The organism is Marinomonas lutimaris (assembly GCF_019426345.1).
GTDB lineage: Bacteria > Pseudomonadota > Gammaproteobacteria > Pseudomonadales > Marinomonadaceae > Marinomonas > Marinomonas lutimaris.
This window is the reverse complement of sequence record NZ_JAHLLW010000009.1, coordinates 110436-124725: the sequence shown is the minus strand read 5'-3', so window position 1 is coordinate 124725 and position 14290 is coordinate 110436. Positions and strand designations below refer to the sequence as shown.

The window sequence follows — 14290 nt, the reverse complement described above, 5'->3', positions numbered from 1 at the left end:
TTTCTTTGCCTTAATGCAATGCATTAACTGCCCCTCCCAGACATACGTCAATAACAAAGCAAAAGAAAGAGCATAAACTAAACTATTAAATGACAATACCTGACGAACACTGCAAACAGAGCACTAATAAGCAAGCAAAAAAAAGCACGCATATAAGGGGATATGCGTGCTTCTCTTAGTTATTTAGAAAGACTAGAAGTTGTATGCTGCGCTTACAAAGTAGTTACGACCTAATTCATAAGTGGTATAGCCTGTATCTTCTTCATCTAAGCGAACATCACCTATATTTTTAATGCCCGCACGAAGAACTAAATTATCAGTTACATCAGCCACTAGCCCAATATCAGTACGGTAATAAGAAGGCAATGTACTATAAACATCACCAACACCACTTACCCAACTTGAATATTGCATCCCAGCGATGTAGTTAACTGAAACATAAGTAGCTAAAATTTCTGTCGCCTGGTAATCCAATGACAAGCTAGCCTGATGCTCAGGGCGACCTGTCAACGTGGTTTTGACACCATCAGAATCTTCCGCTTCTGTATCTAAATACGTGTAATTGACCTTTAATAGTAAATCATCTGTTAATGGCGATGATGCACTCAGCTCAAAACCCTGTGTCATGGCTGTAGCCACGTTAATCCATTTCGCAGAATTGGCATTTCCACTACTATCATAGCCAACTTCACGTTCAATCAAATTATCAATGTCATTTCGAAAGACCGCTGCCGTAGCATTAAAGGCCCTAGTATGGTAATCCACGCCAAACTCATAACTAATGCTGGTTTCTGCTTCTAAGTCAGGATTACCAGATAAGGTACAAGCTCCTCCACAGCTTACAGTCCGATATTCCTCACTTAGTTTGCTCACTTCTGGCGCCTTAAAGGCCTTGGTAACCCCACCTTTTAGTGTCAGTGAATTCGTTGCGTTATATACAAGATAAGCCTTTGGAGAAAAATTGTTTCCGTAGATTTCATGATTATCGACACGTCCACCTAAAGTGAAAACAAGCTTGTCTGTTAATGCCATTTCATCCTGCGCAAATACACCGTACTGATCAACATTGTACTCACCAGTATCCAGCAAAGTGTAGCTATTCTTTAATTGCTCATTCTGGTAATCCACACCTGCCATCAATGCATGCATGCCAATTACTTTATTTGCATAGCCTTTTGCATAGGTATTGTTTGCCTCCAACCCAGAGTGAGCTTCCGGCTCATCATATTGCGAGTTGTAATCGTAAATATCACTTTCTTCACGCTTTATATAAGCTGTGGTATCCCCCCAGTCCCATTTCCCTTTGTGAGTAATAGCCAAATCGGTACGAGTAATTTCTTGCTCGCGAGTCGCTCCACTTGAATTAAAAATCTGGTAAGGACGTTCATCATGGTTATAACCGAAATCCACATCGACTTCTTGGTTCTCTGCTGCCTGCCACGTTAATGTAGAGGATAAATTCTGGGCATTTTTCTTTTCACGCAACGGAGAAATATCTTCATCATTAGCAAACCAGGCTTTCTGCCTTAGATCTTCAACACTAACAGACAAGGCCACTTTATCTGTTATCGCCCCCATTCCAGTAACACCAACACGATATTGGTCGCCACCTTCACCGGACTCAATTTTACGCATTTCCGCACTTGCCGTACCCGTCCATCCTGCATCAGGTTGTGGCTTTTTGGTGATAATATTCACAACACCACCAATGGCATCCGCACCATACAATACAGACATAGGGCCACGAATAATTTCAACTCGTTCGATAGAGTTTAAGGGAACACTATTCAAATCTGTATCGCTGCCTTTATCAAAAGCGGTTCCTGCTGATACTCGCTTACCATTAACCAATAAAACAGTGTAATCGCCATCTAAACCACGAATCTGAATTTCATCTCGCCCTGTGGAGTCACTAAAGTTATTTACCCCAACAGTTTCTCGAAGCAAATCAGCCACACTGCTCACTGTGGATTTAGCAATATCATCTTTCGTCACCACTGTGGCAAATGCGGGAATATCTTCAATTTTTTTTGCAGCCATTGTAGCTGTCACAACGAGAGTATCTAGCTGTTCTGCATCTTCGGTCAGCGTAATGTCGTCACCAGCTGCAAAACTGACCATTGGCATAGCTGCCAGCATACCAACAATGAGTTTTTTCTTAGCAAACATAAAGCGGTATCACTCCTAAAAATGTAAGTAATTATTAAACAATATGAATCTTATTGCGAATCGTTTTCATTATCAATACAATTATCATAATTATTTCACCCGAAAGGAAATTAAAAAACATGTCTATCTCTAATTTCTCCTCAACCCGTTTACCAAGCCGCCTATCTAGCGTTGCTATGGCCGTTATCAGTATCAATGCTGCATGTATCTCAGCAAGTACATTTGCAGAAGAAACAACAGCCCTACCCGCTTTAGTGGTGACGGGTGAAAAAATGGATAAAAATATCAAGGACACAACCACTGCAGTTACCATTATTAACGGTGAAGACGTAGCAAAAGGCGATGCAAAAACGGTCAACGATGTAGTAACAAAAGCACCAAACGTAGTCTCAGCGGCATTTGGAACTGTGAATATTCGCGGGATTAACGGCAGTGGCGCAACAACTGGCTATTACGCAACGGTAAGCGGCAGTAGGCAGCGAATAAATACATCCGTAGACGGTGTAGCTGATGCATTTACAGGCTATAACTTTAGTGGATCTGGTGTTTGGGATATTGAACAAGTAGAAGTACTTCGTGGCCCGCAATCAACCACTCAAGGTGAAAACTCGATTGGTGGTGCAATCTCGGTAAAAACCAACGACCCAACCTTTAACCCTGAAGCTGCTGTACGCCTTGGTTTAGAAACCTATAAAAATGGTAATGTAATGAAAAATTTGGCCGTTATGACTTCAGGCCCAATAACAGAAGACTTGGCTTATCGCATTGCCGCTGATGGCACAGACGGAAAAGGCTATCTCAGTTACGATGGTGAGACGAATGATGTTCCTGTAGACCCAGAAGAATCAAGCAATCTGAATTTACGAGGTAAATTGCTATGGAAAGCAACAGACGATTTAACTGTCAAAGTAACAGCAAATCATCGCAAAGCGGATGGCAGCTATTTGAATTGGGCAAACTGGAGTAATGGCACAGGCTATGAAGACGAGACCTTCACGTTAAGCACTGCGAATTATAACAATACTCGAATACAAGATTCTAAAGTAAACAACCTGTCCACTGAAATTAACTATGTTTTAAGTAACGACTTAACCAGTGTCACAACTCTATCCAGCAATAGTCAAACAAACCGATTTGATCAATACCCACAAGAAGAAACCTACACTTTCGAAGACAAAACAAAAACACTAGAAAGCCGCCTGCTCTATACACCCAAGGATTCAGAGCTCAATGGCTTCGTTGGTATCATGGTCGCAGACAGAGATAACACACTAGATAATGTGAATACTCAAGGCAAAACTGAAGAAACTCGTATAGGTGTATTTGCAGAAGGTGACTATGCTCTAACAGAAAAGTTAACTCTAATTGCAGGTGGCCGTTTTCAATACGAAGACCAAAGTCGCTACTACTCAAACTATGGTACAGTTAATATTGATAAAGACATAACTGATCAATTTTTCTTGCCAAAACTAGGTGCCACCCTTGCAGCAACAGACCAAACCACTGTAGGCTTCTCAGTTCGCAAAGGTTATAACTCTGGTGGAATCGGATACGATGATGGTTATCGTTCAGGGCAAGGCCAAGTTCAAGCCGCTGAAACCTACAACTTTGATGCAGAAACCGTTTATGCATATGAGCTTAGTTCAAAAACTTCACTAGATAACGGAACTACGTTAAATGCCGCCGTATTCTACAATAGCTATAGTGATTACCAAGCATTAGCCGATAGCCGTATCAGCAATGTTACCAAGGCACATACAATGGGTATTGAACTTGAAGCCACACAATGGCTAACCGAAAACCTAGAAATTCGACAATCAATTGGCTTCATTAAATCAAAAATTGATGAGAGTGATAATTACGAGGGCAATGAACTATCTAATGCACCTGAATGGAATGCTTCGGTTGGCTTCACACAGTACATAAGTGACAGTCTAACGATTGGTGCAGATGTCACTTATGTGGGAGAATATTACTCAGACTTGGACAATACAGCTGATTACAAAGTTGGAAACTACACGCTATTGGACACTAATATAGATTATGAAATGGGCAACCTTCTCATCAGTGGTTATATCAAAAACCTAACGGATGAAGATATCGTCTATGTAATCAATAGTGGTTCACGAGCCTCTGTCGGCCAATCCCGCACTATCGGCTTAAGCGCTACGTACAAGATATAGTGTTTATTTAGTCAAATAAAAAGGGGGAATCAGAAATGATTCGCCCTTTTAAATATCAATTTTTATCAATAAAAAGCCCAAGTTAATAGATGCCCTTCTTGCTCTTTATAACCCCTACGCAAAACAAAACTAAGCGGCACTTTCTGACTTAACTGCCGCTTTACTTGAAACTCAAAATACTCACCTCCTTCACAAGACGTCAACTCAACATCCAGAAAGTCAAAAAACTCGCCTACCAAAGGGTAAAGTGATTTATAAACACTTTCTTTTAAAGAAAAGAGAGTCAAGGTCAACAACTCTTTTTTCACTCCAGCAATTGATAATATTTCAAACTCACGCTGTGATCCTATTGAATCAGTTACATCTAGCATTTCGGCATTACTAAAGGCTTCCAAATCTATGCCGATATACTGAATCCCTATTTTCGAAGGGCGAAACAAGACAGCAATCGCCTGATTATCCGTATGGGAAATACTGCCGGTATATCCATTTGGCCAAACCGGTGCACCATCTTCAGCTTTTGCGACATCTACTACAGACACACTCAAACAATTTTGTGCGTGCTTAACCGCAAGCCGCCCTGCCAAAAAGGTTTCTTTACGCTTCGTTCGCCAATTGCTATAGCCTGACGGTTTTGCAACACTGGCTTCATAGTGTGTCGCAACCAAAGACTCTTCTTTAAAAACAAAATGACTCACATGCAAAACATGAGAACCAAATAACTGTATTTTCGTTTGGAAATAGCAATTCACTTTAATGTCCATATAAAAAAGCTCGATATGAAAATCATACCGAGCAAATTTTCCTTAAAAAACAAGAAAACACTTGATTCATCTTATAACAAACTTACTAAGCGTTTAACGTAGCTCCACCGTCTGCAACAATATCCTGCATGGTGATATGGTTCGACATATCGGAAGCAAAGAACAATACCACTTGAGCAATATCGCTCGGCTGAGCAATTTTACCTAATGGAATACCCAATTTATATTGCTCGGGAAAACCTTTAATCGTATTTTGCTCAGCGTCATCACTTGTCCACAACATTCGCTGCATGGGCGTGTCGGTAGAGCCAGGACAGACTAAATTACAACGGACGCCATAAGGTGCTAATTCTAGCCCTGCCGTATGGCTCAACGCTGATAAAGCTGCCTTAGAAGCGCAGTAAGCCGCCATATTTTGCCTCGGCACTTTGGCTGCATTTGAGCTAATAGTGACAATTGCACCACTCTTCTGGCGTTTAAAAGTAGGAGCTGTATGCTTAATCATTAAAAACGCACCGCCCGCATTGACGTTAAAACAGCGTTTGAAATCATCAAAGCTTGTCTCTTCTAGGCTTCCCAAATGCAATATTCCCGCACCATTCACCAATACATCTAATCGTGGAGAATCACTCAATAACCCTGGCACAACACGAGAAATAGCTTCTTCATTACTAATATCTATAGTCACACAATCAAAATCATAACACTCACCATCAAACAATAAATCAAAGCCAACAACCTTGGCGCCAAGAGAAGTAAATTGATTAGCAACCTCCAACCCAATACCGCTTCCAGCACCCGTTACCCAGACAGTTTTACCTGAAAAATCGAGTGGATTAATCATGCAGCTAGCACCCTCTTGTTTTGGATCAGCTCCCACCAACCATTCAGTGTTGCGGCACTGGCAAGCTCTTGAAAAGAAACCTCAACTCCCTGAGCTTTCCATTTAGTGACCAATGACATGATTTGAATCGAATCAAGGCCATAATCTACAAGCTCTTCATCGGCATCAAATTCCTGGATATCTTCATCATCTAGGAAGGCAAAAACTTGTGCTTTTAACTGCTCATAGCGAAAATCTGTATCAACAATATCGGTTGCAATCAACACCTCTTTTGTTGAAATCACTCGACCTGTTCTTCCACCTGTAAAGGTGAGCGCTTGTCGATGCTCCTCTTCACTAAAATCCGCCAAGGCATCACCTATCACGAAAGGCTGAATATCACGCATAAACGCATCAGCGGCCGTAATCATGCAGCCAATGTGCGCATAAACACCACCAATCAATAACTGGTCACGTCCCCAGCTCTGCATCAGCTCTTGAAGATTAGAACGATGAAATGCGCTATAACGCCACTTCACCAAAACCGTATCTTTTTCGTCTGGAGCCAATTCTTCGACAACCTGTTGCAACTCAGGAAAATCATTTAGCCCACTTCCCCACATATCATTAAGCAAAGCTCTGTCTTCAGGCTTTTGATCATTAGGTTGTGCGGTGTAAACAACCGGGATGTCATTCGCTCGACAATAGGCTTTTATCGCTGCCAAATTTTGTTTAAGTATTTTAATTAACTCGGAATCCGTATCATAGAAACGTAAAAAATACGCTTGCATATCATGAATTAAAAACACTGCTCGATTTGGCTCTAACACCCAATTTACTTTTTGATTAGGAAAAGTATCAGATGCTGGCATGGAATAAGAAGGTATCGTAGGAATGCTCATAATGGTCCTTTTTTACAGTGTTTTATCGAGTTGAGAAGTGAGTTGTAAACGTTGGCGTATCACCTCGCGTAATGCGACTTTGTTCGGCTTGCCAACGGGCGTTAGGGGAAGAGAGTCAATAAACTCAAACCTATCAGGCACTTTATAATCCGCCACGCCGAGCCCTCTTAGATATTTACGTAACGAGAGACTTTTCATGCCGTGACTGGCGATTTTCGGGACAATAAAAGCACAGCTCTTTTCTCCCATCATGCTGTCCGGCATAGAGACAAGCGCACTGTGCATAATCTGCTCATGCCTCAATAAAAGGTTTTCTATTTCTTCCGCAGCAATTTTTTCACCACCACGATTAATTTGATCTTTATCACGTCCGACTACTGTCAAATAACCCTTATCGTTACGGCAAACCAAATCCCCTGAATGATAAAACCCTTCCTCATCAAACACCTTGGCATTATGTTCTGGCGACTTGTAATAACCACGAATGGTATAAGGACCTCGTGTCGCTAATTCACCAACCTCACCTACTGACGCTTCTTCGCCAGCTTCATTGATGATTCTTACCTCATCAAGTGAACACATGGGGCGGCCTTGCGTCGTCACTATTGTTTCGAGGTCATCATCTAATCTGGTATAGTTCACCAAACCTTCAGCCATACCAAGAATCTGTTGCAACTGACAGCCCAATATTTCCGGCACTTGTCGAGCAAGGCTTTCACTCAGTTTTGCACCACCAACCTGCATTAGCTGCAAAGAAGATAAAGACGCATTATTGGACGGTGCCGCTTGTAACCACAGAGCCAAAGCAGGAGGAACCAAAGCGGCAACAGTCACTTGATGGCGTTCGATTAATTCGAAACACGTATTCGCATCAGGACTTGGTGACATAACAACGCACCCACCAACATGAAAAACACCAAAGGCACCAGGAGAACTCAGAGGAAAATTATGAGCACAAGGTAACGCACAAAGATACTGTGTAGTGGCCGTAAAGTGGCAGATTTCAGTACTACGACGCACACTAAAAAAGTAATCGTTGTGGGTTCTTGGGATTAGCTTTGGCGTACCTGTACTGCCACCAGAAAGCTGAAAGAATGCCACCTCATCGGCCTTACTTGGCACAGCTGTTAATAAAGTACTTGTCGATGAAGCCAGTACATTTTCAAGTGTCTCAGCCCATTCTGATTTACCAATAATCAAAGCGTGCTGTAACTCTTTTGACAATGCTCTCAACGTATTGAAAAAAGCACCATCATGAAACAAGACGTGCTCATCACTGGCAATAATAATTTTAGGCTCGATTTGGCTGGCGTAAGCGGTCAACTCAATTTTGTTATGGCTAAACAATGCGTTAACAGGAGCAACACCAAGACGCATAAGCGCAAAAAACACCACATAAAACTCAGCAATATTAGGAAGCTGGACCAATGCGGTATCTCCAGTTCGCAAACCAAGCCCCTGAAAATAAACAGCTAATCGCCTAGATTGAGAACACAAATCTTGATAACTCAACGACCTTTCACCACAAATAACAGCGACATTTTCTTGTGGTGCGTTATCAATTAGATCCAGTAATGGCCGATCAGTCCAATACCCCTTTTCTCGATATTTCTTGGCAAACGATTCTGGCCAAGGCGTAAAAGCAATACTCATATCACATCTTCCTTTATTCCAAATGCATTCAGCATGGTGCGCATTTTTGCGCTGGTTTCTAACCACTCACTTTCTGGATTTGAATCAGGCACTACACCAGCTCCAGCGAATAAGGTCACCTTATTACCTGACACTTCGGCACAACGTATAGCAATAGCCCACTCCCCATCACCTTTCGAATCACACCAGCCGACCAAACCGCTAAAGAATCCACGTTGATGAGGCTCAAGTGCTGCAATATGATGCTGCGCGGAGACTGTTGGCGTGCCACACATAGCAGGCGTTGGGTGTATTTGTTTAATAAGATCAAACATGGAAGGAGCATTTATCGCTGGAAGCGTTGCTTCAATGTCCGTTGATAAATGCCACATTGTTGGTGTCGCGATTACACTGGGCTCTTCTTGTGTTTTAAGGCTTTCTACAACAGGCAACAGAGCAGCCCGAATGGCATCTACAACAAGGCGGTGCTCGTATTGATCTTTCGCTGAATTTGCAAGAGTTTTTGCTGCTTGTCGATCTGCATCGGCGTTTTTCAAACGTTTTGCTGATCCAGCCAATGGATTTGAGAATATCTTATTACCCTGCTTCCTAATAAGTAATTCAGGGCTAGCACCAATTAAAACACTATTTTCGAGCGGTACACTAAAGTGATAAGCACTTGGATTTTGCGCCATTATATTGGCCAATAAGCGTGGCACATCAACACTTTTGTCTAAGGTTAACTTCAGTATTTTGGATAAAACAACTTTCTTCAAAAGGCTATTTTCAAAGATAGATAGCGCTTGCTCTATCATGTCTAAAAAATCTACATGATTTGGAACAAAGCTTTGCTCACTTGCATGATGAATAAAATCCTTATCGATAAATGGAGACAAGTTATGATCCAGAGGCTTAACTCTTTCATACCACTCAGGCACCACCAGTTGAGCCGGCTGATTCATATCAAATGGAATAGCTCCTACTAGAATGGGATTACATTTGCCTTGAGCCTGCTCTTTTTTAAATACAGCTTGAACCTCTTGGCGGAAAGTATTACTCAGCAGTGGGACAGCAATGCGTTGGCGAATTCCGTTTGTACGCACAAGACTGGAATTAGAATTGAATAAAAAAACATCATCTTGTGACTGATGAGGCACTAAGATATCGGGATGTTCAGGGAAGGTAACGTCCATAAAATCTCCTGTAATGATAACCATTATCAAAAGAGAATATAGACTTAATGATAACCATTTTCAATTAAAACCAAAATAATCACTTGTAAATTATCTGTAAGCGTACTATTAAAAGTAGAGAGCATTTTAAAATTAATAGGTAATTCACCACTTATACAGAGCATAAAAAAAGCGAAAAATCATCCTCAGTAAAGAGTACTTTATGAATCAGCTTCTTAAATTTATACTGATGTTAGGGATGTTTTCCTTGGTTGGGCCAACCCAAGCGAGAATGACCGTGATCAATGACGTTTTAGGCCGCAAGGTAGAAGTGGACTTGCCTGCACAAAGAGTGGTTCTAGGTATATACGCTGAAGATTATATGGCTATCGGCACAGAAAGTGCTTTTGATAAAGTAGTAGGCATTTCACGCGATACATGGGAAATCTGGCGTCCTGAAAACTGGAAGCTTTACACCAACTACCGCCCTTCGTTGAAAGATATTCCTGATGTTGGTGAAGTCGAGACTAAAACCTTCTCCATTGATAAGGTAATTAGTTTAAACCCCAGCGTGATTTTACTAGCAGATTGGCAATATAAAGGCTTAGGTACGGACATTGGCCGTTTCAATGACGCTAACATTCCAATCGTCGTCGTTGACTATAATGCTCAAACATTAGACCGCCATATTAAAAGTACGATGATTATCGGCCAACTTACAGGGCAAAATAAACGAGCGAGAAAAATTTCAGACGAGTACAAGCAGACAATAGAATCTACATTACAACGAATAAAAGCAGCTGACTTAGCGAAGCCTCGTACCTATGTAGAATACGGTAATAAAGGGCCAAACCAATACAGCTTCACTTATGGGAAAAATATGTGGGGGGCAGTCATTACTATGCTTCAAGGAGACAATGTTGCGACACCGTTTATCGCGTGGTGGGGATCGATGAGTCCTCAGCAAGTTTTAGACTCAAAACCCGAAGTAATCTTCATTTCAGGTACCGAGTCTGGAGTAAGAGGAGACGCTATGGTAATGGGACAGGGCATTGACCGAAAGCTGGCTGAATCTCGTTTAAAAGACTTCACAAAGCGCGCTGGCTGGCAGCAATTACCAGCAGTAAAAAACCAACGTATTTATGGTATATACCATGGCGCTGCTCGTACTATCTTAGGCGCCTCTATGGTTCAATTTATAGCAAAGTCCATGTACCCAAGTTTATTTAAAGACATCGACCCAGAAGAAGAATACCTAGATTTCTATAAAAAATATTTGCCTGTCGTACCAACGGGCACCTTTACTACTCAAATAACGAAATAATATTCATTATTTAAACTACGATAGGAGACCTTTGCACTAAACCACCAGCAAAGATCTCTAAATTTGAATGAAAGCCTTCTCTCTCCTAACCCAATAGCATCCTATCTTTATAATATCTAGGAATGATTCTTAAAATCGCCTTAAATCTTAATAAAGCTCTTGATAATTTCTCATCCATACGTAAGATGCCAAACAAAAACCATTCTCAATAAAAAGGATATTTTAAATGAAACTACGAGCTCTACTTATTTACGCTTTGGGGATGTCTATTTTTGCAGGATCAGCCCAAGCAAAAATGACCGTCGTTGATGACGTTTTGGGAAGAAAAGTTGAAATAGATTTACCTGCTAAGCGTGTCATCCTAGGATTCTACGCCGAAGATTACATGGCCATAGGCACCGAAAACGCATTAGACAATGTAGTTGGTATTTCCCGTGACACATGGGAAGGCTGGCGTCCAGCAAGCTGGAATCTTTATACAAACTACCGTCCTTCATTAAAGGACATTCCAGATGTGGGCGAAGTAGAAGCGCAAACCTTCTCTATCGAAAAAGTCATTAGCCTTAAGCCTAGCGTTATTCTACTAGCAGATTGGCAATATCAAGGGCTTGGTACTGATGTTGAACGCCTAGAAAATGCAGGTATTCCAATCGTTGTTATCGATTACAATGCTCAAACATTAGAGCGCCACATTAAAAGCACACAAATTATTGGCGAACTAACTGGGCAAGAAAAACGCGCACAAGAAATAGCAGATGACTATCAACATACGATAGAATCCACCCTACAGCGTATAAAAGCCGCTAAGTTACCAAAACCACGCACTTATGTTGAGTTTGGCAATAAAGGCCCAAGCCAATACAGCTTCACTTATGGAAAAAATATGTGGGGCGCTGTCATTACCATGATGGACGGCGATAACATTGCCACACCGTTTGTTGAATGGTGGGGACCAATGAATCCAGAGCAAGTACTGGCGTCACGACCTGAAGTGGTATTTCTTGCCGGCACAGAATCAGGAATGGCAGGTGATGCGATAGCAATGGGTCAAGGCGTAGATAGAAAATTAGCCGAGTCTCGCCTAGCTGGTTATAAAAAACGCACCGGCTGGGAACAAATGCCTGCGGTGAAAAACAACCGAGTATATGGCATATACCAAGGTGCTTCTCGTACTATTTTGGATGCATCTATGGTTCAATTTATCGCTAAATCTATGTATCCGAGCCTATTTAAAGATATAAATCCAGAGCAAGAATACTTAGACTTTTATAAAAAATATTTACCTGTTATACCAACAGGCACTTTTACCGCGCAAATAACGGAGTAATATTCATCGAGATAATGATGAATCCATACCTATGCAATCAGACTTAATCTCTGATGCGGTCTCAAGCCAACGACGCAGCGAAAAGCGTCGTTGGTCAGTTATCAGCATCCTATTAATCATTCTTGTCTTGTCTTTTGTATTAGATGTCGCGACCGGCCCATCTTTACTAAACGTAAAAGATGTTGCCAATGCTCTACTCAGCCTGATTGGCTTTCCGGTAGACGTGGATCCTACAACTCAGGTCATTGTGTCTAACTTACGCCTTCCCATTGCCATCATGGCGGTGGTTGTCGGTGGCGTATTGGGTGTTGGTGGTGCGGAAATGCAGACCTTACTCAATAACTCTATGGCAAGCCCATACACATTAGGTATGGCGGCAGCGGCGGGATTCGGTGCTGCCATGATGTTGTATTTTGGCTCATTAGGACTTAATACCAATATTGCCGTTCCGCTAGGAGCCTTTGTTTGCTGCATGCTAGCAGCAACATTTTTATTTGCGCTGGCAACCATGAGGCACATTAGCTCAGGACAACTGATATTGGCAGGGATTGCGCTATTATTCCTGTTTCAATCTTTATTATCGCTTGTACAATTTATTTCTTCGCCAGAACTGAGCCAACAGATCCTATTTTGGCTCTTCGGCAGCTTATCAAAAGCCTCTTGGTCTAATCTTTCTATTATTATCGGTGTTACTGTCGTCTGTATGTTCTTTTTAATACGCGATGCATGGAAGCTAACCGCATTACGCTTAGGTGAAGAAAGAGCTAAAAGTCTTGGTGTTAATATCACTCAACTCAGGTTACGAACTTTATTGATCGTTGCCGTTATGACGGCAACAGTTACCAGTTTTGTTGGTATTATTGGCTTTGTCGGCATTGTGGCACCCAATATCGCTAAGATGTTGGTTGGAGAAGACCAGCGTTTTTTCTTACCTCTGTCGTTTATCATCGGGGCCTTTTTACTCTCTAGTGCGTCAGTATTGTCTAAAGTGATCGTGCCTGGTGCACTCTTTCCTATTGGCATTGTCACTGCCATCATAGGCGTGCCCTTCTTCTTCTGGTTAATTTTAGGTAAAAGGCGCTAACCGATGCTGTATGTAAATAACCTTAATGTTATCTTAGATGACCTTGTGCTGGCGAAGGACATGTCTTTTCACTTAGAACCTGGCAAGGTCAACGTCATTATTGGGCCTAATGGCACGGGGAAAAGCACTTTATTAAAAACCATATTTGGCGACATCCATGCCAAATCGGGTAAGATATCGTTCGCAAACGAGACCTTACAACGTAAACAGTTATCTCGTTGGCGAAAACAGTTCGGTTACATGCCACAAGACATCCGTCTTGATGTGGAACTAAGCGTTTTAGAGGTGGTTCTACTTGGGCAATTAAACGCACTAGGCTTTCGATTAGATGATAGCGTTATTAAAGAAGCCTTATCCGCTCTTGATAAAATTGGTCTCTTGCACCTAGCAGATCGTCCAGTCAATAAACTCAGCGGTGGTCAGTGCCAGATGATTTTATTTGCTCAAGCTTTAATGCGTAAACCCAAAATACTTATGTTAGACGAACCCGTAAGCGCATTGGATCTGCATTTTCAGCACGTCCTTCTTGACCATTTAGATACTCAAACAAAAGAACAGGGCTGGATCACCATCATGGTGCTTCACGACCTGAATCTTGCCGCTCAATATGCTGACAATCTGCTGGTTCTTAAAAATGGCAAGCTAATCGCCAACGGTCACCCAAATGACATACTCACGCCATCGCTAGTGAAAAATGTGTATAACGTTGATGCCGATATTACAAAAGACGCTACTGGCATTCCTTTTGTACGCACCATCCGAAGTAATCGCTCAGTCTCCATCAAAAACAAAGAACCAAAAGAACAAACAATAAAAGTCGCTGAAGGTGTTATCTGAGCACTCTAGTCAAAACAAACTTCAACAGCCAAACACCTGCTGCACACTATTATTTTATTAAGGCTTAAATTAA

11 protein-coding genes are annotated in these 14290 nt (G+C 41.7%); 5 read left to right on the top strand and 6 right to left on the bottom strand.

The features are described 5' to 3' along the window. Window positions 1-192 precede the first annotated feature (192 nt). Window positions 193-2169 carry a TonB-dependent receptor plug domain-containing protein gene (locus tag KPL72_RS12315; RefSeq protein WP_219702997.1) on the bottom strand — a complete coding sequence of 659 codons (1977 nt, stop codon included), beginning with the start codon at window positions 2167-2169 and terminating at the stop codon, window positions 193-195. Between the two features lie 119 nt (window positions 2170-2288). Between KPL72_RS12315 and KPL72_RS12310 the strand changes: the two genes are divergently transcribed. Then, a complete protein-coding gene (locus KPL72_RS12310; protein ID WP_219702995.1) occupies window positions 2289-4352 on the top strand; it encodes a TonB-dependent receptor in 2064 nt (687 codons plus the stop codon). A 65-nt stretch (window positions 4353-4417) separates the two neighbouring features. Here KPL72_RS12310 and KPL72_RS12305 read toward each other — a convergent pair whose 3' ends face one another. The 5 genes from KPL72_RS12305 to KPL72_RS12285 form a co-directional block, all read right to left on the bottom strand. Further along, window positions 4418-5104, bottom strand: a complete 687-nt coding sequence (locus KPL72_RS12305) for a 4'-phosphopantetheinyl transferase family protein (RefSeq protein WP_219702993.1) — start codon at window positions 5102-5104, stop codon at window positions 4418-4420. A 97-nt stretch (window positions 5105-5201) separates the two neighbouring features. Then, on the bottom strand, window positions 5202-5960 hold the full coding sequence (gene dhbA / locus KPL72_RS12300; RefSeq protein ID WP_249422231.1) for a 2,3-dihydro-2,3-dihydroxybenzoate dehydrogenase: 759 nt from the start codon (window positions 5958-5960) through the stop codon (window positions 5202-5204). Then, window positions 5957-6841 (bottom strand): isochorismatase, encoded by an 885-nt coding sequence (locus KPL72_RS12295; protein ID WP_219702991.1) that lies wholly within the window; start codon window positions 6839-6841, stop codon window positions 5957-5959. Before KPL72_RS12295 ends, dhbA begins: the two co-directional genes overlap by 4 nt. Before the next feature lie 12 nt (window positions 6842-6853). Next, window positions 6854-8494 (bottom strand): (2,3-dihydroxybenzoyl)adenylate synthase, encoded by a 1641-nt coding sequence (locus tag KPL72_RS12290; RefSeq protein WP_212918387.1) that lies wholly within the window; start codon window positions 8492-8494, stop codon window positions 6854-6856. Then, a complete protein-coding gene (locus KPL72_RS12285; RefSeq protein WP_219702989.1) occupies window positions 8491-9666 on the bottom strand; it encodes an isochorismate synthase in 1176 nt (391 codons plus the stop codon). Before KPL72_RS12285 ends, KPL72_RS12290 begins: the two co-directional genes overlap by 4 nt. 202 nt (window positions 9667-9868) lie before the next feature. Between KPL72_RS12285 and KPL72_RS12280 the strand changes: the two genes are divergently transcribed. The 4 genes from KPL72_RS12280 to KPL72_RS12265 all read left to right on the top strand — a co-directional run bounded on the left by KPL72_RS12280 (window position 9869) and on the right by KPL72_RS12265 (window position 14217). Beyond that, on the top strand, window positions 9869-10969 hold the full coding sequence (locus KPL72_RS12280; RefSeq protein ID WP_249422230.1) for an ABC transporter substrate-binding protein: 1101 nt from the start codon (window positions 9869-9871) through the stop codon (window positions 10967-10969). Between the two features lie 226 nt (window positions 10970-11195). Further along, the gene (locus KPL72_RS12275; RefSeq protein ID WP_219702987.1) at window positions 11196-12296 is read left to right on the top strand and encodes an ABC transporter substrate-binding protein; all 1101 of its coding nucleotides are present in this window, start codon (window positions 11196-11198) and stop codon (window positions 12294-12296) included. Window positions 12297-12327: 31 nt separating this feature from the next. Further along, window positions 12328-13380: a FecCD family ABC transporter permease gene (locus tag KPL72_RS12270; RefSeq protein WP_212918384.1), complete on the top strand. Its 1053-nt coding sequence runs from the start codon at window positions 12328-12330 to the stop codon at window positions 13378-13380. A gap of 3 nt (window positions 13381-13383) precedes the next feature. Continuing rightward, entirely contained in the window at window positions 13384-14217 is an 834-nt protein-coding gene (locus KPL72_RS12265) for an ABC transporter ATP-binding protein (protein ID WP_212918383.1), read from the top strand. The last annotated feature ends 73 nt before the right edge of the window (window positions 14218-14290 follow it).

Coding starts and splice junctions, on each gene's coding strand:
- KPL72_RS12315 (WP_219702997.1), bottom strand. CDS start 2,169: ATGTTTGCTAAGAAAAAACTCATTGTTGGTATGCTGGCAGCTATGCCA.
- KPL72_RS12310 (WP_219702995.1), top strand. CDS start 2,289: ATGTCTATCTCTAATTTCTCCTCAACCCGTTTACCAAGCCGCCTATCT.
- dhbA (WP_249422231.1), bottom strand. CDS start 5,960: ATGATTAATCCACTCGATTTTTCAGGTAAAACTGTCTGGGTAACGGGT.
- KPL72_RS12295 (WP_219702991.1), bottom strand. CDS start 6,841: ATGAGCATTCCTACGATACCTTCTTATTCCATGCCAGCATCTGATACT.
- KPL72_RS12290 (WP_212918387.1), bottom strand. CDS start 8,494: ATGAGTATTGCTTTTACGCCTTGGCCAGAATCGTTTGCCAAGAAATAT.
- KPL72_RS12285 (WP_219702989.1), bottom strand. CDS start 9,666: ATGGACGTTACCTTCCCTGAACATCCCGATATCTTAGTGCCTCATCAG.
- KPL72_RS12280 (WP_249422230.1), top strand. CDS start 9,869: ATGAATCAGCTTCTTAAATTTATACTGATGTTAGGGATGTTTTCCTTG.
- KPL72_RS12275 (WP_219702987.1), top strand. CDS start 11,196: ATGAAACTACGAGCTCTACTTATTTACGCTTTGGGGATGTCTATTTTT.
- KPL72_RS12270 (WP_212918384.1), top strand. CDS start 12,328: ATGCAATCAGACTTAATCTCTGATGCGGTCTCAAGCCAACGACGCAGC.
- KPL72_RS12265 (WP_212918383.1), top strand. CDS start 13,384: ATGCTGTATGTAAATAACCTTAATGTTATCTTAGATGACCTTGTGCTG.